The organism is Scandinavium sp., assembly GCF_036271055.1.
In the GTDB taxonomy this organism is placed as follows: domain Bacteria; phylum Pseudomonadota; class Gammaproteobacteria; order Enterobacterales; family Enterobacteriaceae; genus Scandinavium.
This window is the reverse complement of the sequence record NZ_DATBBJ010000006.1, coordinates 55,670-81,374: the sequence shown is the minus strand read 5'-3', so window position 1 is coordinate 81,374 and position 25,705 is coordinate 55,670. Positions and strand designations below refer to the sequence as shown.

General features: G+C 50.5%; 24 protein-coding genes and 1 pseudogene. 10 read left to right on the top strand and 15 right to left on the bottom strand.

Going from position 1 to position 25,705, the window contains the following annotated elements; genetic code table 11:
* Nucleotides 1–3: 3 nt before the first annotated feature.
* Nucleotides 4–942 carry a bifunctional riboflavin kinase/FAD synthetase gene (gene ribF / locus VH187_RS00770; protein WP_329699591.1) on the bottom strand — a complete coding sequence of 313 codons (939 nt, stop codon included), beginning with the start codon at nt 940–942 and terminating at the stop codon, nt 4–6.
* A 7-nt stretch (nt 943–949) separates the two neighbouring features.
* A pseudogene (locus VH187_RS00765) lies at nt 950–1,119 on the bottom strand (DUF2575 domain-containing protein).
* A 150-nt stretch (nt 1,120–1,269) separates the two neighbouring features.
* Between VH187_RS00765 and rpsT the strand changes: the two are divergent.
* Entirely contained in the window at nt 1,270–1,533 is a 264-nt protein-coding gene (gene rpsT, locus VH187_RS00760) for a 30S ribosomal protein S20 (protein ID WP_110510708.1), read from the top strand.
* Nucleotides 1,534–1,596: 63 nt separating this feature from the next.
* Here the strand turns inward: rpsT and nhaR are convergent, their stop codons facing one another.
* The 3 genes from nhaR to VH187_RS00745 all read right to left on the bottom strand — a co-directional run bounded on the left by nhaR (nt 1,597) and on the right by VH187_RS00745 (nt 5,984).
* Entirely contained in the window at nt 1,597–2,493 is an 897-nt protein-coding gene (gene nhaR, locus VH187_RS00755) for a transcriptional activator NhaR (RefSeq protein WP_329699590.1), read from the bottom strand.
* Nucleotides 2,494–2,549: 56 nt separating this feature from the next.
* The gene (nhaA, locus tag VH187_RS00750; protein WP_329699589.1) at nt 2,550–3,719 is read right to left on the bottom strand and encodes a Na+/H+ antiporter NhaA; all 1,170 of its coding nucleotides are present in this window, start codon (nt 3,717–3,719) and stop codon (nt 2,550–2,552) included.
* Nucleotides 3,720–3,905: 186 nt separating this feature from the next.
* Nucleotides 3,906–5,984: a glycoside hydrolase family 18 protein gene (locus tag VH187_RS00745; protein ID WP_329699588.1), complete on the bottom strand. Its 2,079-nt coding sequence runs from the start codon at nt 5,982–5,984 to the stop codon at nt 3,906–3,908.
* A 332-nt stretch (nt 5,985–6,316) separates the two neighbouring features.
* Here VH187_RS00745 and VH187_RS00740 point away from each other — a divergent pair, with 332 nt between their 5' ends.
* Both VH187_RS00740 and VH187_RS00735 read left to right on the top strand, forming a co-directional pair.
* On the top strand, nt 6,317–6,772 hold the full coding sequence (locus VH187_RS00740; protein WP_329699587.1) for a winged helix-turn-helix domain-containing protein: 456 nt from the start codon (nt 6,317–6,319) through the stop codon (nt 6,770–6,772).
* Between the two features lie 20 nt (nt 6,773–6,792).
* Entirely contained in the window at nt 6,793–7,332 is a 540-nt protein-coding gene (locus tag VH187_RS00735) for a glycoside hydrolase family 108 protein (RefSeq protein ID WP_329699586.1), read from the top strand.
* Between the two features lie 32 nt (nt 7,333–7,364).
* On the opposite strand, the gene VH187_RS00730 is transcribed toward VH187_RS00735, so the two are convergent.
* From VH187_RS00730 to dnaK, 4 genes are all read right to left on the bottom strand, one after another.
* Entirely contained in the window at nt 7,365–7,712 is a 348-nt protein-coding gene (locus tag VH187_RS00730; RefSeq protein WP_414713893.1) for a phage holin family protein, read from the bottom strand.
* A 152-nt stretch (nt 7,713–7,864) separates the two neighbouring features.
* The gene (locus VH187_RS00725) at nt 7,865–8,812 is read right to left on the bottom strand and encodes a LysR family transcriptional regulator (RefSeq protein ID WP_329699584.1); all 948 of its coding nucleotides are present in this window, start codon (nt 8,810–8,812) and stop codon (nt 7,865–7,867) included.
* Nucleotides 8,813–9,067: 255 nt separating this feature from the next.
* Nucleotides 9,068–10,210: a molecular chaperone DnaJ gene (dnaJ, locus tag VH187_RS00720; RefSeq protein WP_329699583.1), complete on the bottom strand. Its 1,143-nt coding sequence runs from the start codon at nt 10,208–10,210 to the stop codon at nt 9,068–9,070.
* A gap of 86 nt (nt 10,211–10,296) precedes the next feature.
* Nucleotides 10,297–12,213: a molecular chaperone DnaK gene (gene dnaK / locus VH187_RS00715; RefSeq protein ID WP_329699582.1), complete on the bottom strand. Its 1,917-nt coding sequence runs from the start codon at nt 12,211–12,213 to the stop codon at nt 10,297–10,299.
* Between the two features lie 294 nt (nt 12,214–12,507).
* On the opposite strand from dnaK, the gene satP reads away from it, so the two are divergent.
* The gene (gene satP / locus VH187_RS00710; protein ID WP_329699581.1) at nt 12,508–13,074 is read left to right on the top strand and encodes an acetate uptake transporter; all 567 of its coding nucleotides are present in this window, start codon (nt 12,508–12,510) and stop codon (nt 13,072–13,074) included.
* Nucleotides 13,075–13,143: 69 nt separating this feature from the next.
* On the opposite strand, the gene VH187_RS00705 is transcribed toward satP, so the two are convergent.
* Both VH187_RS00705 and wzz(fepE) read right to left on the bottom strand, forming a co-directional pair.
* The gene (locus tag VH187_RS00705; protein WP_329699580.1) at nt 13,144–13,893 is read right to left on the bottom strand and encodes a FadR/GntR family transcriptional regulator; all 750 of its coding nucleotides are present in this window, start codon (nt 13,891–13,893) and stop codon (nt 13,144–13,146) included.
* 447 nt (nt 13,894–14,340) lie between these two features.
* Nucleotides 14,341–15,444 carry an LPS O-antigen length regulator Wzz(fepE) gene (wzz(fepE), locus tag VH187_RS00700; RefSeq protein WP_329699579.1) on the bottom strand — a complete coding sequence of 368 codons (1,104 nt, stop codon included), beginning with the start codon at nt 15,442–15,444 and terminating at the stop codon, nt 14,341–14,343.
* A gap of 331 nt (nt 15,445–15,775) precedes the next feature.
* Between wzz(fepE) and VH187_RS00695 the strand changes: the two genes are divergently transcribed.
* The 4 genes from VH187_RS00695 to cfa all read left to right on the top strand — a co-directional run bounded on the left by VH187_RS00695 (nt 15,776) and on the right by cfa (nt 19,574).
* Entirely contained in the window at nt 15,776–16,708 is a 933-nt protein-coding gene (locus tag VH187_RS00695; protein ID WP_329699578.1) for a 2-keto-3-deoxygluconate permease, read from the top strand.
* A gap of 43 nt (nt 16,709–16,751) precedes the next feature.
* A complete protein-coding gene (locus VH187_RS00690) occupies nt 16,752–17,108 on the top strand; it encodes a UxaA family hydrolase (protein WP_329699577.1) in 357 nt (118 codons plus the stop codon).
* On the top strand, nt 17,105–18,277 hold the full coding sequence (locus tag VH187_RS00685; RefSeq protein ID WP_329699576.1) for a UxaA family hydrolase: 1,173 nt from the start codon (nt 17,105–17,107) through the stop codon (nt 18,275–18,277). Before VH187_RS00690 ends, VH187_RS00685 begins: the two co-directional genes overlap by 4 nt.
* A 154-nt stretch (nt 18,278–18,431) precedes the next feature.
* The gene (gene cfa / locus VH187_RS00680; protein WP_329699575.1) at nt 18,432–19,574 is read left to right on the top strand and encodes a cyclopropane fatty acyl phospholipid synthase; all 1,143 of its coding nucleotides are present in this window, start codon (nt 18,432–18,434) and stop codon (nt 19,572–19,574) included.
* 57 nt (nt 19,575–19,631) lie between these two features.
* On the opposite strand, the gene VH187_RS00675 is transcribed toward cfa, so the two are convergent.
* The 3 genes from VH187_RS00675 to tal form a co-directional block, all read right to left on the bottom strand.
* Nucleotides 19,632–20,930, bottom strand: a complete 1,299-nt coding sequence (locus VH187_RS00675) for an MFS transporter (protein ID WP_329699574.1) — start codon at nt 20,928–20,930, stop codon at nt 19,632–19,634.
* A gap of 112 nt (nt 20,931–21,042) precedes the next feature.
* Nucleotides 21,043–21,630 carry a molybdopterin adenylyltransferase gene (gene mog, locus VH187_RS00670; protein WP_329699573.1) on the bottom strand — a complete coding sequence of 196 codons (588 nt, stop codon included), beginning with the start codon at nt 21,628–21,630 and terminating at the stop codon, nt 21,043–21,045.
* Between the two features lie 109 nt (nt 21,631–21,739).
* Nucleotides 21,740–22,693 carry a transaldolase gene (tal, locus tag VH187_RS00665; protein ID WP_329699572.1) on the bottom strand — a complete coding sequence of 318 codons (954 nt, stop codon included), beginning with the start codon at nt 22,691–22,693 and terminating at the stop codon, nt 21,740–21,742.
* 203 nt (nt 22,694–22,896) lie between these two features.
* Here tal and VH187_RS00660 point away from each other — a divergent pair, with 203 nt between their 5' ends.
* Both VH187_RS00660 and yaaA read left to right on the top strand, forming a co-directional pair.
* Nucleotides 22,897–24,327, top strand: a complete 1,431-nt coding sequence (locus VH187_RS00660; protein ID WP_329699571.1) for an alanine/glycine:cation symporter family protein — start codon at nt 22,897–22,899, stop codon at nt 24,325–24,327.
* A gap of 66 nt (nt 24,328–24,393) precedes the next feature.
* Nucleotides 24,394–25,170 (top strand): peroxide stress protein YaaA, encoded by a 777-nt coding sequence (gene yaaA / locus VH187_RS00655; protein WP_329699570.1) that lies wholly within the window; start codon nt 24,394–24,396, stop codon nt 25,168–25,170.
* Between the two features lie 38 nt (nt 25,171–25,208).
* On the opposite strand, the gene VH187_RS00650 is transcribed toward yaaA, so the two are convergent.
* Nucleotides 25,209–25,511, bottom strand: a complete 303-nt coding sequence (locus tag VH187_RS00650; RefSeq protein ID WP_329699569.1) for a DUF2502 domain-containing protein — start codon at nt 25,509–25,511, stop codon at nt 25,209–25,211.
* Nucleotides 25,512–25,705: the final 194 nt, after the last annotated feature.

The window sequence follows — 25,705 nt, the reverse complement described above, 5'->3', positions numbered from 1 at the left end:
GCATTACGCCGGGTTTGATAGCCCGAACAACTCGCGAGCCGTTAATTCATCACGCGCGATTTGCGCTTTTAATTCGTCCAGCGAAGCGAATCGCTGTTCGTTGCGTATTTTTTTACGCAGTATGACATCGATATGGCGACCATATAGGTCCATTACAACGTCTAACAGATGGACTTCCAGTTGCTGACGCACGCCAGCCACCGTTGGACGGGTGCCGATATTGGCGACACCTGGCAACAGTTTGTCGCCAAGCCCCGCCACTTCTACCGCATACACCCCTTTCACCGGGGAAACCTGACGACGCAGCGGCAGATTTGCCGTTGGGAAGCCAATGGTGCGCCCGAGTTCATCACCGTGAACCACGCGCCCCGAAATACTGAAAGGATGCCCCAGCAGCGTGTTTGCCAGCTCAAGGTCATCTTCCGCCAGCGCCTGGCGCACCGCCGTGCTGCTGATGCGCAAACCGCCTTCACAAAACGTTTGCGTGCTGGTGACGTCAAAACCAAATTCGGCACCGGCCTTCTGTAATAACAAGAAATCCCCTTCGCGACCAGCGCCGAAGCGGAAATCATCACCGACCGCCAGATATTGTACGCCAAGGCGTTTCACCAGCAGATTGCTGATGAACTCCTGCGCCGTCAGAGCGGCGAAACGGCGGTCGAAACGGACACACAGCACGTAGTCCACGCCGCTTTCGGCCAGATAACGCACCTTATCGCGCAAACGTGTCAGACGTGCTGGCGCTTTGTCCGTCGCGAAAAGTTCCAGCGGTTGTGGTTCGAAAATCATGACCACAACGGGCAGGCCACGCTCGCGTCCTTCCGCACGCAAACGCTGTAACAATGCCTGATGCCCACGGTGCACACCGTCGAAATTGCCAATGGTCAACACGCACCCGTGTGGTGCCTGACCTGCATTATGTATGCCGCGTATCAGCTTCATGTCTGGCTCAAAACAGTGAAAATCGTGAAAGTATACCTTGTAGAGCAGGCAACGTTAACCGCCGATTGCACCTGGTAACCGAAAGATGCAACGATTTCATCCACCTCGACGGAAACACTGACCAAATCTCGCCGCACTGGCGATTTTTATCGCAGAAAGGCTGTATTCGGTGGGCACAAGCTGGTAGAATCCTGCGCCATCACTACGTAACCAAGCGTTGTCACACTACGGCGCTTATTTGCACAAATCCATTGACAAAAGAAGGCTAAGAGGGCATATTCCTCGGCCTTTGAATTGTCTATATAGATCATATTTGGGAGTTGGACCTTGGCTAATATCAAATCAGCTAAGAAGCGTGCCGTTCAGTCTGAAAAGGCCCGCAAGCACAACGCTAGCCGTCGTTCTATGATGCGTACTTTCATCAAGAAAGTATACGCAGCTGTAGAAGCAGGCGACAAAGCTGCTGCACAGAAAGCATTTAATGAAATGCAACCAATCGTGGACCGTCAGGCTGCTAAAGGTCTGATCCACAAAAACAAAGCTGCGCGTCATAAAGCCAACCTGGCTGCGCAGATCAGCAAACTGGCTTAATCGCCACTTCGCTGTTCTTTGTTAAGAAAAACCCGCCTCGGCGGGTTTTTTTATATCTGCGTTTTAGCGCGGTAAGGTAAAGAGCGAGGAATAATCGCGATTACAGATACGCTGCACTGCCGGATGCTGGATCATGCGCTCGGCAAAGATGGCGTGATACTCCTCCATCACATTTTCCACCCGCCCGATTTCCACAATATTGTCATCAGCATACAAATCGTGAGCATACAGCGTCGGTGCGACAAAAATCGCGTTATGCGCAGCCCCGAAGGCTTTCATCAGCGCCGCATCATCAAATTCACCCAGCACTTCCACTTTCAGCCCTTGGGTGTTAATCCAGTTCAGCAGCTTGCGCCCCAGCATCGAACGACGGCCGGGGATCAGCAGACGACGCTCCTCAAGACAAGCCGGGAACGGCTTCTCCGGCAACGGATTCATGCTCCAGAAGCTGACGCTGCATTCACCAATTTTCACCGAGAACAGCCCTTCCTGCTGAGTCGAGTCAATCGGGCAGTCGGAAATGATCATGTCGAGCTTGTGCTGGCTGAGCTGCTCCAGCAGCATTTCATGCGTCGATTCAAAACAGCGAAGATGGATTTGTTCATCCTCGACGACAGCCGCATCCAGCACGCCACTGACCAGGCGTTTAGACAGTGCATCCGCTACACCCACATCAAACAGCAGGTTCGACTCTTTGCGGTAGTTGATGATGTCGAGCATCTCCTGACTTAGGGTAAACATTTTATCCGCGTAACGAAAAACCAGTTCGCCCAGTTCGCTCGGCTCCAGCCCCCTGCCCTTACGTTTGAAGAGTTTGCCCTGCAACCGCTCTTCCAGCGCTTTGATCTGTCCGGTAATCGTCTGCGGCGTGAGATACAGTGCTTCCGCCGCGCCCACGACTGACCCTTCTTTATAAACGTGCCAGAAGTAGTACAAATGGTTGTAGTTAATGTGCGACATGTTTTTCGCTCCCTGATGAATGTCAAAAGAGAGCCGCCAGGGCTCTCTTTGTCGTATTAAACTGACGCCACCGACGTGCGCATTTTCAGTAAGGTATAGCCGACGACGGCCGACAGCACCGAACCAATCAAGATCCCCAACTTCGCCCAGTTGATCAACGCCGGGTCGACGTCACCAAAGGCCAGTGAAGCGATGAATATCGACATGGTAAAGCCGATACCGCACAGCACGCCGACCGCCATAATCTGCCGGAAACTGGTTCCGGCTGGCAGCGTGGCCCACTTCATTTTCATAGCCACCCAGCAGAACAGGCTAATGCCCAATGGTTTGCCGATGAACAAGCCCGCCATGATGCCCAGCGGCAGCAATGAAGTCAGCCCTTCCAGCGTGACGCCTTGTAAGGAAACACCGGCATTAGCAAACGCGAACAGCGGCAGAATAAGATACGCGACCCACGGATGCAGCACGTGCTCAAGTTGTCCTGCCGGTGATTTGCCCTTTTCCTCTTTCAACGGAATGAAGAAGCCGACAATCACACCCGCAAGCGTTGCATGCACACCCGACTTCAACACCGCGGTCCACAGAATAACCCCAACCAGAATGTAAATACCGGTTCGGCGCACGCCTGTCAGATTCAGAATAGCAAGCGTGGCGATCGCCGCCGCCGCAACGCCCAAAGATAACAATGACAAATCGCTGGTGTAGAACAGCGCGATAATCACGATAGCGCCCAGGTCATCGATAATCGCCAGCGCCATCAGGAAGATTTTCAGCGAAGCCGGGATACGGCTACCGAGCAAGGCAAGCACACCGAGTGCAAACGCAATGTCCGTTGCCGCAGGGATCGCCCAACCTTCACGGGTAATCGGATCCTGGAAGTTAAACGCCAGATAGACCAGCGCCGGAACCACCATGCCACCCAATGCGGCAATGATCGGGAAGATTGCCTGCTGACGGCTGGCGAGGGAACCGACTATCAGCTCACGCTTCACTTCAAGGCCAATCAACAGGAAGAACACCGCCATCAACGCATCGTTGATCCACAGCAGCATGTTCTTGTTAATTTCCAGCGCACCCACGCGGAGCTGCACAGGCGTCTCAAGGAAAGAGTGGTACAGGCCGCTGGTTGATCCCATGTTCGCCAATAGCATCGCCAGCGCAGCGGCGACGATCAAAATGATACCTCCAGAAGCATCATTGGTGAAAAAACGCTTTAGATGTTTCACTTTTACTCTCTCTATTCGGGGAATACTTCGATAAAACCATATTAGACAACACAACAACTCGATAAAAGCAGATTATTTATGATTTATAAATCGAAAATAACGAGCAATAAAAAACCCCGGCAGGGATCTTGCCGGGGAAATGTTACATGACATCAAACTGACTATGAACGAGTCACTTTTTAGGCATTAATATGCACCCAAATCGGTCCATACGGCATATGGACCGCAGTTCTTATCTGGCTGTTCGCCCGTTGAGTACCAGTTCACTTTATAGTTATGTCCATTCCAGCTTACCGTTTCGAAATTGCCCCAGGCGGCACCATAAATGGCCGAAGCACTCCATAATGGATAAGGTGTTTTGCCCGCAGGGACATCAGGAACCGGATCCGGCGTTGGTGTTGGTTCTGGATCTGGCGTTGGGATCGGATCATCAGTTGGCGTGGTCAGTGCAGGCACCACGTTCACCACAAAACGCTGCTGTGAGGAAGGTTCGTTGTGGGTATCCCGGACAAACAGCGTGAACTGAAGTTCGGTTTTTTGCGTCACCGTTGGCACAGAGAATTCAATCACGGCCACACTTTTATCCGCCACTGAAATCGCGGCCGGTACACCCCAACTGAAGCTCAGCTTATCGCCATCTTCATCAGAAGAGCCTTCACCCGACAACTGCACGCGAGAGCCTCCCACCACCAGTAGCTCAACCGCAGCTTTTGGCGCATGGTTAACGACTGGCTGAACAGGAACGTCGCTGCCGTCATCTTTTTCTGCATCGCTCACGTTAATGCCTTCGAAGTAGAAAGGTTTCATCTCTACTTTCTGCGTTTGCAGTTCATAGCCCAACCCTTCTCGCGCCGCATTCACCAGCACGCCGTTATCCTGATCGATAGTCCAGGTAAAGAGCCCACCGAGATTGTGCTTCGCTGCATATTCTCCTTTCGCTTTGACCGAACGCGGCGTATCCAGCGACATAAACAACTGACTTTGTGGATTGAAAAGATAATCAGCATTGGCAATCTTATCGGTATAGACATTGAAACCGTTGCGGCCTTTCTGGTTTTCCAGATCCAGATAGTTGTAAATGGTGTCGTACCATTCGGTGCAGCCCGACTCGAAGGAACCCGTCGTGGTGCCTTGTCCCGCATCATAAGACCCTTTCAGCGGAGAGAAGCTACTGATAACGGCATTACGCGCATTACGGGTGTAACCTGCATAACCGATATTAATGCGATCAGATGGGAAACCTTCGGCGAGCAAATAATCGACAACAGCTTCAATGCTCCAGCCACCTGCGGTCAACGGAGACAGATTGGTATGGTGAGTAAGGGTTTCAGCCCACGGTGTACCAAAGAAGTCGTAGGTCATTACGTTAATGCCATACAAACCGGCATCTAACAGAGCTTTTACGTTGGAATAGCCCAGCGTTTCCACTACCGCAGAGCTGGCGATAGAGATCTTCACGTCGCTGCGTCCAGCAGCCGTCAACTGACTTTTCAGCTCCTTGATTAACAAGGCATAGTTAGCGCCGTCTTCCGGACCATGTGGATTGCCGTTGCCTTCGCCGTTCGGGTATTCCCAGTCAATATCCACTTCGCTGAACATCGGGAATTGTTTGAACAACTTCACCACGCCGCCCGCAAAGGTTTTACGAGCGGAGTCTGTTTTGGCCATTTCGTGGAAAGCATTACTCATCGTCCAGCCGCCGATACTCATGGACAGCGCCAGCGTATGGCCTTGCTGTTTTGCTTTCGCCTGCAGGTCACGTAAACCCCCCAGCATACCGTGGGTGTTCTGCTGTGTAACGGTCATTGGGTCGACATCCCAGCCACTCGTGCTTTGGTTGCAGTTCACATAGGATTGAAAATCGCCCCAAGGATCAAGGAAGGTCGGCTCATTGGTTTTTTTACCGGTCAGATTGGCTGCATTTTCAATGGTGTTTTGCTTCTCACCTTTATCACCGACAATGCCGATGAAGCCGAAAATGATCTTATCGTATGCGGTAGGATCAACGTTTGCTAAATCATAGCCACGCCCACGATCGGCCTGGGTATCCGTACCCTGAAGACGCCCGTCGTACTGTGACCAGTCGGTGTAGTAACCGAAGACTTTAGGTTTGGTCGTGGCTGCTTTGTATTTGTTATAAACCGGTTTCGCAACACGGGCAGATGTATAACTGTAGTTCTGCACTTCGCTGGCTGGTTTAAAGCCATCGGCCGCATTACTGGTTTCGGTAAGGCTATCGCCCTTAATTAATTTACTGGTTGCCATTGTGAATTCCTTAGAATGTATGAAATACGTAGCGGTGTGCTACGTCATTTATTTCATACGCAATTCTGCAAATACTCAAAACACGAAATATCACGTTCTCTTTATTGACAGACAAAAAAAAATCACTCGAGAAATCACCCCATCATGACATATCAATGTAAATCACACTTAAGTGGATCATTAGCCATATTTAATTCACACCCTATTTTGCGAGAAAGAATGAAATTTCACTATCATGTTTACTCTTTCATCATCGCTCACATTGAAAATAACCAGATGGGTTCCTAACATCATTCAAACAATTTAACCTCACCCCAACTGACAGGTGCCAAATGAAGCGCTATCTTCTTAATCACAACTGTATCTTTAACGAGGAAAGACATGAAATCAGAAATACGGACAGCGCTATAATTATAAAAATGACCGCCATGCGAGCTCGTTGTTTAAGTTTTATTATTGAGAATTCAACCGGTGGAATTATTGATAAACAAACGCTGACTCAAGGATTATGGGGAGATCGCGGACAATTCATTAGCGATGCCAATCTTACCCAACTTTTATATCTCATCAGAAAGGATCTGAGAACGTTAGGCATTAATGATTTTTTTATGACGATCCCCCGAGTGGGTATTCGAATCAACAGCAGTATACCCATTGAAACGCTGCCGGAAGAAAAAATACAGCGGCGATTTAAAATTTGGAAAACGGTTGTAGTGATAGGTTTTATTCTTTCTCTCATTTCACTGTATGCCGTTTTGGATGTGATTGAGTTTTCCCCCAATAATTAACGTTCACTGAGGATGTAATAATGAACCCAGTACTGGATGGTATTCTTGAGAAAGAAGGCGGGTATACGGATAATCCCGCAGATAAAGGCGGCCCAACAAACTGGGGTATCACGGAAGCAACCGCTCGAACACATGGTTATCAGGGTGAGATGCGAAACCTGACCCGCGATGAGGCTTACGCAATCCTCGAAGAAAGTTACTGGACAGCGCCGGGATTTGATCAAATAGCCCAGCTCTCCTTGCCTATCGCTTTCGAGCTGTGCGATGCCGGGGTCAATGTTGGCCCGGGCTGGCCTTCTCGCTGGCTGCAACGCTGGTTAAATGCCTTTAATCTTCACGGCGGGAAATATGAAGATCTCAGGATTGACGGAAAGATTGGCGGTAAAACCCTTATTGCACTGCGCAGTTTCTTGGCATGGAGAGGTAAAGAAGGCGAACAGGTTTTGATGAGAGCGCTCAACTGTTCCCAGGGTGAATACTATCTGGAGATCACCGAAAGCCGTGAAAAAAATGAAGAATTCATTTATGGCTGGATAAAAAACAGAGTGATCATAGATTAAAAAAAAAGCCTCTCAAATTGAGAGGCTTTTTTTCATTTGCCGTCTATTTTTATGCTGGAAAGTACGTTTTTAACTTTATCACCAATCAATCGAATTATCGGTGTCGCAAAGACCCCACCTACTCCCGCCGCCAACATAACCAAGTTAAAGCTCAGCTCTTTTTCAATCGCCATAATGCTAAGAATAAAACCGGAAAAGCAAGAGATCACTATTTGCGCAAGACATTCCATAACATTGCGATGAACCTCGGTATTTTTTGTGCCTTTTTTCATCAAGAAGCTGACAAATCCACCCCAACCACCAATAGCCAGGACAGTAATAAGAATTTCCAGTTCAAGAAGAACGACACGGGAAGAAGAAACATTTACTAAAGTCACGATAACCACCTCATTTAATAATTAACAATGCAAGCTGTCTTGCGATAGATAAACATTAACTGAAGCAGGTGGCGCTCGCTAATAATGAAAAGTGACGTTTTCAGTGAGGCATCACTCCTCGAACACATTATCTTCATGAGACGCACAAAAGGTTATCACTTGCGAAATGATGCAACAGTTTGTAGCATTGAAACCAATAACGAAAGGTCCTTTTCTAGCTTATTTTTCCTCGACCATACTGCGTGCAGTGCTAGCGGCCTGATGTTAATTTCATCGGGTAGAGACATCACGGAAATGGCATATTTACGGTGTGACTTGAAATAATTGGCTAACGGTAATGGAATGACTGCTATCATCGATGAATGCTCAACCATACTCAATAACCCGGTCAAGGTCTCGCTACGATAACCGATGAGCCGACGCCCCGAATAAGGCCCCGTCGACATAATTATTTGTTTTTCATCAAAGATCACCGAGTTAAAGACATCGTTGCGAATCACTGCATGATGGAATGAATAAAAACTATGCAAGGTTATTTTAGATAATGATGATAATGGATTGCGTTGACCGCATACCACACAAAAATTCTTAAAGCGCTCAATCACCATCATATTAAAATCACGATCGCGCGGAGGCTCAAAGGTCAAAATTAAATCCGCAGCACCCGTAACTAACATCTCACGGCTGGCAATAGCCTCCCGGCTCCAATTGGTACGGTGATGAACCAGATAGTGCTCAAAAATCTCAAAATCAATAATCTGAGATAAAAAATATTGCTCCGTAATATCGTTACCACAGATCACGATTTCCTTATGCATTTTTTCCCATTCCACCGTATGGAATGTTGTATCCACCAGATTGAGCACCTGAACAAAAGTGTGGTGAATTTCTCGTGCCCGTGCAGTAGGCGCCAACCCATCCTTGGTACGAACAAAAAGGGCTTCGTTATAAGTGTGTTGCAAGCGCTGTAGTGCTAATGATACAGCGGCGGGAGTAACATTGAGACGCTTTGATGCTTTCGTCGCATTCCCTGCACTTATCACCGCATCCAGTACTCTGATTAAATTTAAATCAAACCCCCTGGTTGCGGGCGATGTTTCCATGCGTGCGGGCCTCTCCGGAACGGGTTCATTTGGCCCAAACTATACCTTCAATGAATCATTTCAGAAATAAAAACATATTATTTAGCCCCACTAAATTAATCACTGAGGAATCATTAATTAACATTAACCCTCATTCCCTTTCGAAGAATCATCATCGAATAGTGATTAGCCACAATAAGATATAATTTATAAACAAATAGTCAAAAAAAAGCCGAAATGAATAAACATTTCGGCTTGTTATTTCATTGTTACTACTTAGCGAGTCAAATCATCGAAGAATTTCTTCACGCCGTCGAAAAAGTTTTTGGAGCGTGGGCTGTTTTTCTCACCCGCCGGGCCGCCAAAACTTTCCTGCAGATCTTTCAGTAGCTGTTTCTGCTTATCGTTCAGGCTAACCGGCGTTTCCACGACTACGCGACATAACAGGTCACCCTGCGCACCACCGCGAACGGATTTAACGCCTTTACCGCGCATGCGGAATAGCTTACCTGTCTGGGTTTCACCAGGCACTTTCAGGTTCACACGACCATCAAGCGTAGGGACTTCGATTTCACCACCAAGAGCGGCCATCGCAAAGTTGATCGGCACCTCGCAGTAAAGGTTGTTGCCTTCGCGTTCGAAGATCGGGTGCTGTTTCACCTGCACCTGAACGTACAGATCGCCTGCCGGTGCGCCATGCTCACCCGCTTCACCTTCGCCTGTCAGGCGAATGCGGTCACCGGTATCAACGCCCGCCGGGATTTTGACCGACAGGGTTTTGTTTTTCTCAACGCGACCATGACCGTGACAGGTGTTGCACGGATCTTTAATCAGCGTGCCGCGACCCTGGCAGTGTGGACAGGTCTGCTGCACAGCAAAGAAGCCCTGACGCATCTGCACCTGGCCTTGACCATGACAGGTCGGACAGGTCTGTGGTTTTGAGCCAGATTTCGCGCCGCTACCATGGCAAACCTCACACTCTTCAAGTGTAGGGATGCGGATCTCTTTGGTCACGCCACGAACGGCTTCTTCCAGCGTCAGATCCATGTTGTAACGCAGATCCGCGCCGCGAGATGCACGCTGACGACCACGACCGCCGCCGAAGATGTCACCGAACACGTCGCCAAAGATATCGCCGAAATCAGCGCCGCCGCCACCAAAGCCGCCGCCGCCGTATCCACCGCCACCGCCTTGTTCAAACGCTGCGTGACCGTACTGATCATATGCCGCGCGCTTCTGCGCATCGGTCAGGATCTCGTAGGCTTCTTTGATCTCTTTAAATTTGGCTTCGGCTTCTTTATCACCCTGATTACGGTCCGGGTGGAATTTCATTGCCAGGCGTTTGTAAGCCTTTTTGATTTCACGCTCTTCCGCTGTTTTGGAAACGCCTAAAACCTCGTAATAGTCTCTCTTCGCCATTTCTGTTTATCTGCCCTTAACATGCGAGCACGGGCGTGGAGTAAACTCCGACGCCCGTGCCAGTTAATTACCCTACATCAGGGCGATTATTTTTTATCTTTAACTTCTTCGAACTCAGCGTCGACAACGTCGTCATCTTTCGCGTTGTTCTCGGAAGCATCAGCAGAACCGGCCTGCTGCTGTGCATGCTGCTGCTGAGCAATTTCCATCAGCTTCTCAGAAGCCTGAGCCAGCGCCTGCATTTTCGCTTCGATATCCGCTTTGTCTTCGCCTTTCAGAGAAGATTCCAGCGCGGTCAGTGCAGCTTCGATAGCGGTTTTATCATCCGCTGGCAGCTGCTCGCCGGCTTCTTCAACCTGCTTACGGGTGCTATGCAGCAGGTGATCGCCCTGGTTACGGGTCTGAACCAGTTCTTCGAACTTACGGTCAGATTCGGCGTTAGCTTCGGCTTCGCGCACCATTTTCTGGATTTCTTCTTCGTTCAGACCAGAAGACGCCTTGATGGTGATTTTCTGCTCTTTACCGCTGTTTTTGTCTTTCGCGGAAACGTGCAGGATACCATCCGCATCGATATCGAAGGTCACTTCGATCTGCGGTATGCCGCGCTGTGCCGGGCTGATACCATCCAGGTTGAACTGACCCAGAGATTTGTTATCAGACGCACGCTTACGTTCACCCTGGATGACATGGATAGTCACCGCAGATTGGTTGTCCTCTGCAGTAGAGAACACCTGGCTGTGCTTGGTCGGGATGGTGGTGTTTTTGTTGATGAGCGCCGTCATCACACCGCCCATGGTTTCGATACCGAGCGACAGCGGGGTTACGTCCAGTAGCAGAACGTCTTTCACTTCACCGGTCAGGACGCCGCCCTGAACCGCTGCGCCTACAGCAACAGCTTCATCCGGGTTAACGTCTTTACGCGGCTCTTTACCGAAGAACTCAGCCACTTTCTTCTGAACCATTGGCATACGAGTCTGACCGCCAACCAGCAGAACGTCCTGGATATCGGAAACAGACAGGCCTGCATCCTGCAAAGCAACTTTCAGTGGTTCGATAGAACGGTTCACCAGGTCTTCCACCAGGCTTTCCAGTTTCGCGCGAGTCACTTTGATGTTCATGTGTTTTGGACCGGTCGCGTCTGCAGTGATGTACGGCAGGTTAACGTCGGTCTGCTGTGCAGAAGACAGCTCAATTTTTGCTTTTTCAGCGGCTTCTTTCAGACGCTGCATTGCCAGCGGGTCATTACGCAGGTCAATGCCCTGATCTTTCTTAAACTCTTCAACGAGGTAGTTGATCAGTCGGCTGTCGAAGTCTTCACCACCGAGGTGAGTGTCACCGTTGGTTGCCAGAACTTCGAAGGTTTTTTCGCCATCAACTTCGTCGATTTCGATAATAGAGATATCGAAAGTACCGCCGCCGAGGTCATAAACCGCGATAGTGCGGTTGCCGACTTCTTTATCAAGACCGTAAGCCAGTGCAGCAGCAGTTGGTTCGTTGATGATACGTTTGACTTCCAGACCTGCAATACGGCCAGCATCTTTCGTTGCCTGACGCTGCGCATCGTTGAAGTAAGCCGGTACGGTGATAACCGCTTCAGTCACTGGTTCGCCCAGATAATCTTCAGCCGTTTTCTTCATTTTCTTCAGCACTTCAGCAGAAATCTGCGGTGGTGCCGTTTTGGTGCCTTTTACGTCAAGCCAGGCATCGCCGTTATCAGCAGCAACGATTTTGTACGGCATGATGGCTTCATCACGCTGCACTTCTTCGTCCTGGAAGCGACGGCCGATCAGGCGTTTGATCGCAAACAAGGTGTTTTGCGGGTTTGTCACTGCCTGACGTTTAGCCGGCTGACCAACCAGAGTTTCACCGTCCTGGGTATAAGCAATAATAGAAGGCGTGGTACGGTCGCCCTCGGCGTTTTCCAGTACACGCGGGGTATTGCCATCCATAATCGCTACACAAGAGTTGGTAGTACCCAAGTCGATACCAATAATTTTACCCATCTAAACGTCTCCACTAAAAAATCGATCAACATGTGCTTATGAACCTGTAATAAGGGCGAAACGTGCCGTTTCAAGCGCCTTAATGTTTTTTTTCCAGGCTCATCACTGCGGTTGCTTACAAGATGGGGTCGTAACATCGGGCATCAAGGGGGAGACATAAAAAAATTTTTAATTTCACCCTGCTCAGATCATAGACTGAGGAGTCAGCTCTGATATTATGCCGCGCCCTGCCGTCAGAGGATTGGCGTGGGGCTTTTACTTTTTTCCCCTTTATAAATGAATTTTCGAGGAAATATGGGCAACACTAAGTTGGCTAATCCAGCACCACTGGGCTTGATGGGCTTCGGCATGACCACGATTCTGCTGAACCTGACGAACAGCGGTCTGTTCCCGTTTGATACCGCCATTTTGGCGATGGGTATTTTTTACGGTGGTCTGGCACAGATCTTTGCAGGTTTGCTGGAGTTTAAGAAAGGCAATACCTTCGGTCTGGTCGCATTCACCTCTTACGGCTCTTTCTGGCTGACACTGGTCGCCATTCTGATCATGCCGAAAATGGGTCTTGCTGAACCGTCTAATCCGCACTTCCTGGGTATGTACTTGGGTCTGTGGGGCGTGTTCACGCTGTTCATGTTCTTCGGTACGCTGAACGGCCCACGCATGCAGCAGTTCGTGTTCCTGAGCCTGACCGTTCTGTTTGCCCTGCTGGCTATCGGCCATTTGGCGGACAACGAAGGCATCGTACACATTGCGGGCTGGGTTGGCCTGGTGTGTGGCGCGAGCGCAATTTACCTGGCTATGGGTGAAGTGCTGAACGAAAAATTAGGCCGCACCGTGCTGCCAATTGGCGAAAAACACTAAGTTCATCGCTGTAATACAATGAAGCCGGGCATTGCCCGGCTTTCTTATTTGCTCGCCCGCGATCCGACGTCAGAGTAAAACCGGCTGCACTACCGACAATCTGGAGTGCAAGAAACTCAGGTGCTCGCACGCGACGGCTTGAGCCTTCTCGGCATCCCCGGAGATTATCGCGTCCAGCAATTCCTGATGATGCCTGTCAGTCTCATCCCAATTCTGTTTATTCCGTCGAATGGTGTCCGCTGCATCCAGCACCGAATCTTGCAGCACAGTATAAAAGCCGTTCATGACACTCAGGATCGCCATGTTATGCGCCGCTTCAATAATACCCAGATGAAACGCTGCATCAGCCTCAGCAGCTTCCTGTAACGTCCCCTCTGTATAGGCATAGTTTAGCGTCTGATAGAGCGCACGCAGTCGCTCGTGCTCTTGAGGCGTGCTGCGCTTAGCGGCGTAGAATGCAGCAGCGCCCTCAATGAGACGGCGAAATTCCAGGATGTCAAAACGCACCTGCGGGTTAGATGCCATCAAATTGATCAATGGCGATAAAATAGGTTCATCAAAAACATCAGCAACCCGCAAACTGCCGCCTGAATCCGCGGTCAGCAACCCTTCCGCCTGCAGTTTAGACAGCGCTTCACGGATCGGTGGACGCGAAACCTGCAGCAGATCCTCCAGATCGCGTTGCACAGGCAACCAATCCCCCGGCTTTATTCGGCCATTGACGATGGCATCCTTGATAGCGTCATACACCAACATCGCGAGAGTAGTGCTTCGCTGCCGGTTATTACGCTGGATGGGAAGAAATATCGGGCCTGACATAGATCTGTTCCTGTGTTGGCTTCATTAACGACCTGAACGGGCTTTGCTGCCGCCCTACTCGCGATGTTACCGGTTTCGTCGATCGGGTGATGATAACACCTCTGTCCGGGGAGGCAGGAAGCAAAAATCAGATGACTGAAATACTGCCGCCTCAGGGACAACTGGCAAGAAACTGGAACAGTGGGTACAGAATTATCGCACCCGCCAGACCAAACAGCATGATTGATATCATCATTACATGGTTTTGGGTAAAGCGTGGGCGCTGAACGAAATCGATCGTTTTTTGTTGCAGTATTTTACGGTTAAACATTTTAGGTGCTCTGGCGAATGACATATTAATAAAAGAAGGTGTACGTGGTCAGCAATAAATAAAGAATGCCAATATTGAAAACAGTCAGCGTTAAAAGAAGAATAAGCGTTAGATATTTCATTAAAAATACCCGTTCTTCATGATGAAAGACGGGTGAGTCTCGCGTGCTGGAATAACACCCACAGTGCCCCGAAAAAAACGCCGATCAGAGAAAATAGTAAAATAATAACTAATGGCCCTGGCCCATCTTTTTTCAGCGGCAGCGTTGCTATCTGTTGAAAATTAACGACCGGAAAAGTGCGTTGCTGTAGCGTAATCTGTTTCAACATCGACAACCTGTATTCCTGATTACGCAAGTCAGCATTCAACTCTTCAATGTCCCCAAGCGCTTTCTCTATCTGAAGTTTTTGGCTCAATCCTTTCGCCCCTAACATCACAGGAAAGTCAGGATCATCCTTAATGAGTTGCCCAGTGCTGTACACCGGATGAGAGATCCCGGCGGCAGTTGCTATCTGAAGGGCATATTCTAGCCTGCGTATTTTGGTCTGACGCAGAGCGATAAGACTCTGGCGTTTGAGTGCAATAACCGCAGTCTGACGCTGAATTTCAAGCGCCAGCGCATTACGAATATTTCCCACCGCCTGTCGGGCAACGTTTTGCATAATGTACTGGGTGTAGCTTGCCAGAAATCGCTGTGCCTGCTCGGCGGTGCGCCCGGTAAAGCTCAGCTCCCAATCGGTAAAAGGCACCGCGCCAGACTTTTTATCCGTCTGGAGATTAACCGCCTTAATCCCCTCCGTCAGAGCCTTTATTGCACGGCGAGATGCCTCTGGCGTGTTTTGCGGCAATTCCACCAGGGCAACGGGCGAAACGTGAATAAACGCGTTTTGCACGTCACCGGACAGGAACTTTTCAATGTATAAATTGAACAGTTGCGCGCTGTTGATCGGGGTCTCTATCCCCAGCACTTCCAGTGGCAAAAGCGCTTGCTGAAGAGGGTGAAGCTGAGTCGGCTCGGCTAAACTGATAATCGCATGACTGGTCCATTTTTGCGGAAACAGGAATGAAGCAATCGCCCCCAACATCGCAAAAATGATGGCAAAATAAAATAGGCATTTTTTTGCTTTTAATAGCGTATCCACTAACAGCAGAAGATCTATCTCCTCTTTATTTGCATAACCCGGCCGACCCTTTTCATCTGTAAAAAGTGGCATCGATGCATTCATTTCTTGTGGTGACATAAGTGTCTTTACCTGATTTATTTCGTCGAGATTATAGAAAGCGTTTTGCCGACCCATTACCGGTTGCAATCAATATAGAACAGTCCTTATTTCCATTATTTCTTGTTACGTTAAAAACAAAATGTGTTCGCGTTCTGCCGCATCAATTCACGCTTGCGTAATACATCACTGACACCGCCAGTTAATTACACGTCACCTTGTTGAAAGGATCTATGATGTGGATCATTTTTTTGTTATAACGTGGTATACCATAATATACCAAAGGTTGATGCATGACGTTTTCCGATCCTGTGCAACGTCGGCATCCATGGTCAGAGCAAACGAGGTCAGTATGAAAATAATGAAAACCATGCAGCGGTTCCCCGGCGGCATGATGGTGATCCCTTTATTGTTGGCCGCAGTGCTCAACACGGTCTTCCCACATGCACTGCACATCGGGGGCTTCACAGAACAGTTATTTGTATCGGGATCGTCACCGCTGATCGCACTCTATCTGCTGTGCGCCGCAGCGGGTATCAATGTCCGCAAAGTGGGGCGTCCTCTGGAAAAAGGGCTCGTCCTGTTCGTTGCAAAAGTGCTTTCCGGCATTGTTATCGGGTTTTTAGTGGCGCACTTCTATGGCATTAAAGGTCTGCTGGGCATATCGCCACTGGCGATCATCCCGGCAATGACGGCGATCAACGGCGGCTTATATGGCGGGCTTGCCGGGGAGTTTGGCGATGTAACGGATATCGGTGCATTGGCTCCCGTGCTATTGGGCTGTAGCCCGTTCTTCACGCTGATTGCGCTTGGGGCATCCGGAATAATTAGCGTCCCTTACATGGCCCTGTTAGCCGTGATCTTCCCCATGATCGTCGGATTTGTTCTCGGTAATCTGGATGATGACTGGAAGGAAATGCTGACCAAAGGCCAACATTTTCTGGTTCCCTTCTTCGCGTGGTCTTTGGGGATGCACCTCAACCTGCACGAACTCGTGTTCGCCGGATTACAGGGCATCGGGCTCGGTCTGTTTACGCTGATTGTCACCGGTGGTCTGGGTTATCTCGGCTACAAAATCTTCTTCAAAGAGACCAAGCCGGCAGTCGGTATTGCGGTCGGCACGACCGCGGGTCTGTCCGTCGCATTCCCTGCTGTCATCGCGGAAATTGCCCCGAATTTCGCCCCTCAGGCAGCCGTTGCGGCGGCTCAAATTTCTTCTGCGGTTATCGTCACCGCCATTCTTTGCCCACTGCTGGTTTCCATACTGGCGAAGCGAACCGCTTAACAATAATTCTTTCTATTAATCATTGCTTTAATCGAGGTTCAAAATGTCACAGATAAAGATTCTGGCATTAAAAATCATGCCCTGCGATAGCGTCGCAACGGTGCTGGAAGACGTCCATCACGGCGACGTCATTACCGTGAAAGATAAATCAGGCAATACGGAAACCGTCACTGCGCTTGCCGATATTCCCTTTGGTCACAAGATTGCCGTCGCGACATTAGCGGTCGACGCAGAGGTGCTGAAGTACGGCGAAAGTCTGGGTATTGCCACCCAAACTATCGCGATTGGCGACTACGTCCACACGCATAATCTCGCCAGTCAGTATGGTCGCGGCGATCTCAATCACGATACTAAAGTGACACACGCCCGCACTTCCCGTTATCAGGAGACAGCAAAATGAACAATGACTATCAATGGTTTGGCTATCGCCGCGAAAACGGTCAGGTTGGCTCACGTAATATTGTCGCGATTATTCCTGCGACCGTTTGTGTCACCGAAATTGCTCAGGCGATTGTCTACAACACCCAGATGTCGAAAGCGTTATTGCATCATTGCGGCTGCTGCCAGCTGATGCCGGATTTAAGCCTGGTGACGGAAACGTTGGGCCGCCTCGGATCGCATCCCAATGTCGGCGCGGCGTTGGTGATTAGCCTCGGCTGCGAAGGATCTAACGCCGATGAAATCGTGGCGCAAATCGCCGCCACCGGTCGCCCGGTGGAAAAAATTGTGATGCAGGAACTGGGCGGTACCAGCCGTGCGATTCAACACGGCATCGATTTAGTGCAGAAAATGGCCATTGCGATTTCTGCGCAGCAACGAAGTGAAGCGGGGCTCGAAGACCTGATCATGGGCATCAAATGTGGATCCTCTGATACGACTTCTGGGCTCTCTTCCAATATGGTCATCGGCCAGATGTCAGACGCTATCGTCGATGCCTGCGGTACCGTGCTGTTTGGCGAAACCACCGAATTCATGGGGGGCGAACACCTGCTCGCCCGTCGCGGTCGGACTCCAGCAGTCGGTCAGCGCATTTATGAGATTGTCGATGCCATGGAGAAACGCGCGATGGCGGTTGGCGTGGACATGCGTAACGGGCAGCCAACGCCGGGTAACATCGCTGGCGGCTTATCCACCATCGAGGAGAAGTCTCTCGGGGCGATTAACAAATCCGGATCGCGCACCATTGAGGGCGTGCTGGACTATACCGATAAAGTGCCGGGCAAAGGGCTGTGGATCAAAGACTCTCCCGGCTTTGAGCCTGAAATTCTGACCGGTATTGCTGCCGCAGGTGCCCAGGGAATTGTCTTTTCGACCGGGCGTGGTGCACCTCAGGGATTCCCGATTGTGCCGGTGTTGAAAATTTGCGGTAACCCGCGCACTTACCAGAACCTTTCCCACGATATGGATATCGACGCCGGGCAAATTATCCTCGGCAATAAATCGATTGAGCAGGTAGCGGAAGAAACCATGAGCGCATTGATGCGCGTCCTTTCTGGAGAGCTCACCAAATCTGAAGCGATCAACTACAACCGCACGATGGATATTCACACCTACGGGCCGAAAATCTAACGCCGCTGACGGTTAATGTGTGGGCTATCCGCACATTAACCGTTCGGCATAACGCTATCTATTCAATCACTGACACAGCGCGCCAGCGCATTTGTCTGCCGCTGTAAGCACAGATTTTTTATTGGTCTAAAGCAAATAAAAGGCTGTAATCACAATGGAAAAAACAGCAGTTATCTCAGAAAAAAAGACCCACTGGCATCGAATTTGTGAAGAACTCCTGCGAGAAGCCGGAATAAGAATTAATGGTCCTGCCCCGTACGATATTCAGGTCAAAAACGATCAATTCTATAAGCGGGTTCTGCAACAAGGCTCTCTGGGTTTGGGCGAAAGCTATATGGACGGTTGGTGGACCTGTAAGCGTCTCGATGAGTTTATCGCCATGATCGTCAGCGCAGATGTAGAGTCTTGTCTAAAAGGGAGCGTAAAAGATTTATTGCGCGTCGCCAGTGCCAGAATGATCAATCCGCAGTCGAGAAAGCGGGCATGGATCGTCGGTAAAGAACATTACGATCTGGGCAATGACCTGTTTGCGGCCATGCTGGATCCCTGGATGCAATATTCCTGCGGCTACTGGAAAGACGCGACCGATCTCCAGACCGCTCAGCAAAATAAACTGCAGCTGATATGTGAGAAACTCCAGTTGAAAAGAGGCATGACGCTGCTGGATATCGGCTGCGGCTGGGGTGGTTTAGCCGCATATGCAGCAGAACATTATGGTGTGAAGGTGACCGGCGTGACCATTTCAGCTGAGCAGCAGAAATTGGCTCAGGCGCGCTGCTCTGGCCTGGATGTAGAGATACTGCTTCAGGATTATCGGGATCTGAATCAACAGTTTGATCGAATCGTCTCGGTAGGAATGTTTGAGCATGTTGGGCCCAAAAACTATCCCACCTATTTTAGCGTCGTGAACCAAAACCTTAAACAAAAGGGACTATTTCTGCTACACAGTATCGGTTCGAACAAAACGGATGACAATGTAGATCCCTGGATTAACAAATATATATTCCCGAACGGTTGTCTGCCTTCCGTCATGCAAATCGCTGCCGCCAGTGAACCTTATTTTGTAGTAGAGGACTGGCATAATTTTGGCACCGACTACGATAAAACATTAATGGCGTGGGACGAGCGCTTCCAGCATGCCTGGCCGAAGCTCGGCGATCATTATTCGGAACGTTTTAAAAGAATGTTTACTTACTATCTGAATGCCTGCGCTGGGGCTTTTCGCGCTCGTAACATTCAGCTTTGGCAAGTCGTGTTCACACGTGGGGTTGAAGGCGGTATACGCGTTCCTCGCTAGTATTATCTGCCGGAAAACATAAACAGAGGCCTCCAGAAAGGCCTCTCCGTAGGGCGATTAGCTTGCCGTCAACGACGCTTTTTCTGGCCCGATGTCATTCTGCCGTAGCCAAAAACCTAATCCCAATCCCACCAGCGAAAGCGCCAGTACGTACCATGCAGGGGCCATCGGCGAGATATTCATGAGTAATGTCACTGCAATTGGCGTCAACCCGCCAAAGATGGCGTAAGAAACATTGTAGGAAAACGAGATCCCGGTGAAACGCACTTCTGCCGGAAACGATCTGACCATTACGTACGGCACAGCACCCACCACGCCCACACACAATCCTACCAGCCCATAAAGTAAGAAAAGATGCAGAGAAGACGCGCCCGCGAGGTGATAGAACGCCCAGCTAGAAGCCGCCAGCAACAAACTGCCGATAATGAAAGTACGGCTGGCCCCGAACTTATCCGCCGCCAGCCCCGCCAAGAGACAGCCCACGCACAGCATAATAGTGGCAATACTGTTGGCCTGGAGCGTCAGCGCTGGGGCGAAACCGTAATGCTTTTGCAGCCATACAGGCGACATCAAAATCACGACCACAATTCCCGCCGATAAGAGCCAGGTCAGCAGCATCGACATCACCACCGCTTTCTGATGCTTCATCACCACAGATTTAACCGGAAGTTCCTGTGCCAACTGCTTACGCTGCTGCATTTCAAGGAATATCGGTGTCTCCTGCAACCAACGGCGCAAATACATTGCCACCAGGCCAAACGCACCGCCCAGCAGGAACGGAATGCGCCAGCCGCCGTCGTGAATGGCCAGCGGCGTCATACTGGTATTGATGAGCGTAGCCACCACCGACCCGAGCAAAATCCCCACCGTCAGGCCCGCCGTTAGCGTGCCGCAGGCAATCCCAATGCGCTGCGCCGGGACATGTTCTGCAACGAATACCCAGGCCCCCGGCACCTCACCGCCAATCGCTGCGCCCTGAAGCACGCGCATCAAAAGCAACAACAGTGGCGCGGCGATTCCCACCGAGGCATACGTCGGCAGCAACCCAATAAGCAGCGTTGGCACCGCCATCAACAAAATGCTCAGCGTGAACATTTTCTTACGCCCCACCAGATCGCCGAAATGCGCCATGATGATGCCGCCCAATGGGCGCGCCAAATAACCTGCGGCAAAAATACCGAAGGTCTGTACCTGACGCAGCCATTCAGGAATGTTGGCCGGAAAAAAGAGTTCACCGACGACTGCGGCAAAGAAGACAAAGATGATGAAATCGTAAAACTCCAGCGCGCCGCCGAGGGCTGCCAGTGTCAGTGTTTTATAATCCTGTCGGTTCAGAGGACTTGCGTGTGATGACATAGCGGGCCATTTGTTTTGATAGATTTACAGATAACGTAAAGAAAAAATTACTATACCGTAAACCTGGAATCAATCGATGGCCCGCAAAGCTTATCTTACAAAAGCGTTATCTTCAGGAGATTGTTTCACGTCGCGCGCTTTTCGGGCGAAATGCTGCTACTACCTGCGGATTGGTTTCCACATACGGCCCCTCAAGCAACTGTACACAATAAGGTACACTTGCAAAGATCCCATGCACTAACACCTTCCCGGCCTCATCTTTCACCCCTTCCAGGGTTTCCTGAATAGATTTTGGTTGCCCCGGCAGATTGAGAATTAACGCCTGTTTGCGAATAACGCCCACCTGGCGCGAAAGGATCGCAGTCGGTACAAAGTGCAGGCTTATCTGACGCATCTGCTCGCCAAAGCCCGGCATTTCACGATCGGCAATCGCCAGTGTTGCGTCTGGCGTCACATCCCGACGCGCGGGACCCGTACCGCCTGTGGTCAGCACCAAATGGCAGCTCATTTCATCCACCAGCTCGCACAGCGTCTGCTCGATAATGACTTGCTCATCAGGGATCAGACGGGTTTGCAATTCAAAGGGAGTGGTTAAAGCCTGGGCCAGCCACGCTTCAAGCGCGGGAATGCCTTCGTCCTGGTAGACGCCACTGGAGGCACGATCGGAGATGGAAACAAGGCCAATGCGAAGAGTGTTCATATCTATTCCGTTAAAAAATGCGGTTAAATGGAATGATACACGCAGGAGGGAAACAGAGACAAATAACGCGAGGAAGCTGTGACCGGAAGCCCGGTCACAGCCTGAATGATTACAGCAGGTCGCCGATCATTTTTTCCAGTTTTTCCTGGTCGATAGCAAACTTACGGATACCATCCGCCAGTTTATCTACTGCCATTGGATCCTGGTTGTGCTGCCACAGGAACTGGGATTCAGAGATACGCTCTGGACGCGCTTTCACATCACCCGTGTAAACCAGTTTGCGTTCGACAGCGCCGTCAGCTTCTGCCAGTTCTTTCAGCAGAGGTGGAGCGATGGTCAGGCGGTCACAGCCAGCCAGTTCCAGAATTTCGCCCACGTTACGGAAGCTTGCACCCATCACGACTGTTTCGTAGCCGTGTTGTTTGTAGTAGCTGTAGATTTCAGACACAGACACAACGCCTGGATCTTCTGCCGGTGCATACTCTTTCTTGTCGGTGTTGGATTTGTACCAGTCGAGGATACGGCCAACAAACGGCGAAATCAGGAACACGCCCGCTTCTGCACAAGCACGCGCCTGCGCGAAGGAGAACAGCAGCGTCAGGTTACAGTTGATGCCTTCTTTTTCAAGCTGCTCAGCGGCACGAATACCCTGCCAGGTAGACGCCAGTTTGATCAGGATACGGTCATTGCTGATGCCTGCATCGTTGTACAGCTTGATCAGGTGTTTCGCTTTAGCGATAGAGGCTTCGGTGTCGTAGGACAGACGCGCATCAACTTCGGTGGAGATACGACCCGGGATCAGTTTCAGGATCTCCAGACCGATGTTTACCGCCAGTTTGTCGGTCGCATCAACAATCTGCTGCTCGCGGTTGCTGCTCTGGCTTTTCGCCCAGGCAATCGCTTCGTCAATCAGCTTGCGGTATTCCGGGATCTGAGCAGCGCCCAGGATCAGAGAAGGGTTGGTTGTCGCATCCTGAGGCTGATACAGCTTCATTGCCGCGATGTCTCCGGTGTCAGCCACTACGGTTGTGTACTGACGCAGGGAGGTCAATTTATCCGTCATGATATGTTTCTCTTTAAACAGCTGTTAGGGGGATGTAACCAGTCTGCTTTCGATAATATCACGCCCGGTTGTCAGCGCAACCGCAGACGGCTCAAGAGCGCAGAGTATGATAAACTCATCCTATTCCTCACCTGCCTGATAATGGATTGTCTGCAAAATGGCAGTGCTTAACGTGGTCTCCGGCATCGATATAAGGACGTCAAATGCCTGAATTTTTATCATTTATTAATGAAATACTCTGGGGCTCGGTAATGATTTACCTGCTGCTCGGCACCGGAGTGTGGTTCACCTGGCGAACGGGATATATCCAGTTTCGCTATCTTCGCCATTTCGGTAAAAGTCTTAAAAGTAGCCTTAGCTCACAGCCTGATGGGTTAACGTCTTTTCAGGCGCTCTGCACCAGTCTGGCGGCGCGAGTGGGCAGCGGGAACCTCGCTGGTGTGGCGATTGCGATTACCGCAGGCGGTCCCGGCGCGGTGTTCTGGATGTGGGTGTCCGCGATAATTGGCATGGCGAGCAGTTTCGCCGAATGCTCTCTGGCGCAGCTCTACAAAGAACGAGATGCCGAAGGACAGTTCCGCGGCGGCCCGGCATGGTATATGTCTCGCGGCTTGGGCATGCGCTGGATGGGCGTGATGTTTTCGGTTTTCCTGTTGTTGGCGTATGGCCTGATTTTCAACACGGTACAGGCCAATTCCGTCGCTAACGCCATGCACTACGCGTTTCATCTGCCAGAGTTCGTGACCGGCCTGGTATTGATGGTTTTCACACTAATAGCGATCATGCGCGGCCTGCGCGGTGTCGCGAAAATGATGCAGTGGCTGGTGCCGATTATGGCACTGCTGTGGGTGGCGACCAGTATTTTCATCAGCCTGTGGCATCTCAATCAAATCCCACACATATTCGAAACCATTATCCGTAGCGCATTTGGTTGGCAAGAAGCTGCCGCGGGTGCGGTGGGTTACACCATCAGTCAGGCCCTCACCAGTGGTATTCAGCGAGGTATGTTTTCCAACGAAGCCGGTATGGGTTCTACACCCAATGCCGCAGCGGCCGCCGCCTCATGGCCGCCACATCCTGCCGCGCAGGGGATTGTCCAGATGATTGGCGTATTGGTGGATACCCTGGTTATCTGTACCGCTACGGCAATCGTGCTACTGCTCGCCGGGCATGACACTACGCTAACGTCGTTCAATGGAGTTCAACTGGTACAAAAAGCGATGTCATCGCTCGCCGGGAGTTGGGGCGCGGGGTTTGTTGCAGGTATCGTCCTGCTGTTTTCCTTCAGTTCGATTGTCGCTAACTACATCTACGCGGAAAATAACCTGATTTACCTGAAGAAGAACACGCCGCGAAACGTCTGGCTGCTGCGCGTGATAACGTTGCTGATGGTGATGTGCGGTACTCTCTTGAGCCTGCCCGTAGTCTGGCAGTTGGCCGATATTATTATGGCACTGATGGCGATCACTAACCTGACGGCTATTCTGCTGCTTTCCCCAGTGGTGCGGATTATCGCCAGCGATTATTTACGCCAAAGGAAACTCGGTATTAAACCGGTGTTCGATCTGGCGCGCTATCCCGACATCGAGCAGCAATTATCCGAGGGAAGTTGGGATGATGTGCCGCGCCAATAGCAGCTATCGATCCCTTCGCGGTCGTTTTTTGCTAAAGTCACGGAAAAATGCCCGCAAGGACTGATTATGCTGATTCTGATTTCACCTGCTAAAACGCTCGATTACCAAAGCGAGCTGCCAACCACGCGCTATACCCATCCTGAGCTGCTGGATTACTCCCAGCAGTTGATTACCGTCGCACGTAAGCTTTCCGCGCCGCAGATTGGCAAGCTGATGAGCATCAGCGACAAACTGGCCGATCTCAACGCCACTCGTTTTCACGACTGGCACCCGGATTTCACACCGCAAAACGCGCGTCCGGCGATCCTCGCGTTTAAAGGCGACGTCTACACGGGCTTACAGGCAGAAGAGTTCAGCGAAGCAGATTTTGATTTCGCCCAGCAGCATTTGCGCATGCTCTCCGGTCTTTACGGTGTATTGCGCCCGCTGGATTTAATGCAGCCGTATCGTCTGGAAATGGGCATTCGCCTCGAAAACGCCAAAGGCAAAGATCTCTACCATTTCTGGGGTGACGTTATCACCCATAAGCTCAATGACGCGTTGAAAGCCCAGGGCGACGACATTGTTATCAACCTGGCCTCGGACGAATATTTCCGCTCGGTGAAGCCAAAAGCGCTGAACGGGACGATCATCAAGCCAGTGTTCCTGGATGAGAAAAACGGCAAGTTTAAAGTCATTAGTTTCTACGCCAAAAAAGCGCGGGGGCTGATGAGTCGGTACATCATCGCGAACCGCCTGACGACTCCAGAGCAGTTGAAAGAGTTTGATAGCGAAGGGTATTTCTTTGATGAAGCGGCGTCGGTTAACGGCGAATTAGTCTTTAAGCGTCACGAGCAGAAATAACATTTCCCCCTCACCTTGCCTGCGTGGGGGGAAACGAATCAGTGATGATGACCATGATCGTCATGGTTGTTGTGATGATCATCGTGGTGATCATGATGATCGTCGCGATGGTCATAGTGTGGCTCGTAGCGTGCACGCCAGTGATTGTTGTAGCGCTCATAGTGATGACCCCACCAGTCATGGTCACGCCAGTTGCCACCATCCCAATAGTTGCCACGATTATCCTGATCACCAATCTGCAGTTTAACCGCCGGAACCAGCGTGATTTCAGAGGCGTGTACCGCCGCAGGAGCCACCAGCATCATAGAAAGCGCCAGGAAAACAGATTTCATTTTAGACATAGTTACTCCAATCTCATCATTGCCCGTTATGGGTCGATGGAATGAGAGTACGCCCCCGGAAGCCGAGTTGTTATTCTCCGCAATCCTAATCTCTAAGTGCCCGCATTTATTGGGAATTCGTCCTTAATTCCTGCTGATTCTCTCCTTTTTCTCTCCATATTTCAGACATAAAAAAAGCCGGATATGAGCAATGC

Excerpts from the sequence above, each read along its gene's own strand:
- ribF (WP_329699591.1), bottom strand. The coding sequence starts at position 942 with ATGAAGCTGATACGCGGCATACATAATGCAGGTCAGGCACCACACGGG.
- nhaR (WP_329699590.1), bottom strand. The coding sequence starts at position 2,493 with ATGTCGCACATTAACTACAACCATTTGTACTACTTCTGGCACGTTTAT.
- VH187_RS00745 (WP_329699588.1), bottom strand. The coding sequence starts at position 5,984 with ATGGCAACCAGTAAATTAATTAAGGGCGATAGCCTTACCGAAACCAGT.
- VH187_RS00740 (WP_329699587.1), top strand. The coding sequence starts at position 6,317 with ATGAAGCGCTATCTTCTTAATCACAACTGTATCTTTAACGAGGAAAGA.
- VH187_RS00735 (WP_329699586.1), top strand. The coding sequence starts at position 6,793 with ATGAACCCAGTACTGGATGGTATTCTTGAGAAAGAAGGCGGGTATACG.
- VH187_RS00725 (WP_329699584.1), bottom strand. The coding sequence starts at position 8,812 with ATGGAAACATCGCCCGCAACCAGGGGGTTTGATTTAAATTTAATCAGA.
- dnaJ (WP_329699583.1), bottom strand. The coding sequence starts at position 10,210 with ATGGCGAAGAGAGACTATTACGAGGTTTTAGGCGTTTCCAAAACAGCG.
- dnaK (WP_329699582.1), bottom strand. The coding sequence starts at position 12,213 with ATGGGTAAAATTATTGGTATCGACTTGGGTACTACCAACTCTTGTGTA.
- satP (WP_329699581.1), top strand. The coding sequence starts at position 12,508 with ATGGGCAACACTAAGTTGGCTAATCCAGCACCACTGGGCTTGATGGGC.
- VH187_RS00705 (WP_329699580.1), bottom strand. The coding sequence starts at position 13,893 with ATGTCAGGCCCGATATTTCTTCCCATCCAGCGTAATAACCGGCAGCGA.
- VH187_RS00695 (WP_329699578.1), top strand. The coding sequence starts at position 15,776 with ATGAAAATAATGAAAACCATGCAGCGGTTCCCCGGCGGCATGATGGTG.
- VH187_RS00690 (WP_329699577.1), top strand. The coding sequence starts at position 16,752 with ATGTCACAGATAAAGATTCTGGCATTAAAAATCATGCCCTGCGATAGC.
- VH187_RS00685 (WP_329699576.1), top strand. The coding sequence starts at position 17,105 with ATGAACAATGACTATCAATGGTTTGGCTATCGCCGCGAAAACGGTCAG.
- cfa (WP_329699575.1), top strand. The coding sequence starts at position 18,432 with ATGGAAAAAACAGCAGTTATCTCAGAAAAAAAGACCCACTGGCATCGA.
- VH187_RS00675 (WP_329699574.1), bottom strand. The coding sequence starts at position 20,930 with ATGTCATCACACGCAAGTCCTCTGAACCGACAGGATTATAAAACACTG.
- mog (WP_329699573.1), bottom strand. The coding sequence starts at position 21,630 with ATGAACACTCTTCGCATTGGCCTTGTTTCCATCTCCGATCGTGCCTCC.
- tal (WP_329699572.1), bottom strand. The coding sequence starts at position 22,693 with ATGACGGATAAATTGACCTCCCTGCGTCAGTACACAACCGTAGTGGCT.
- VH187_RS00660 (WP_329699571.1), top strand. The coding sequence starts at position 22,897 with ATGCCTGAATTTTTATCATTTATTAATGAAATACTCTGGGGCTCGGTA.
- yaaA (WP_329699570.1), top strand. The coding sequence starts at position 24,394 with ATGCTGATTCTGATTTCACCTGCTAAAACGCTCGATTACCAAAGCGAG.
- VH187_RS00650 (WP_329699569.1), bottom strand. The coding sequence starts at position 25,511 with ATGTCTAAAATGAAATCTGTTTTCCTGGCGCTTTCTATGATGCTGGTG.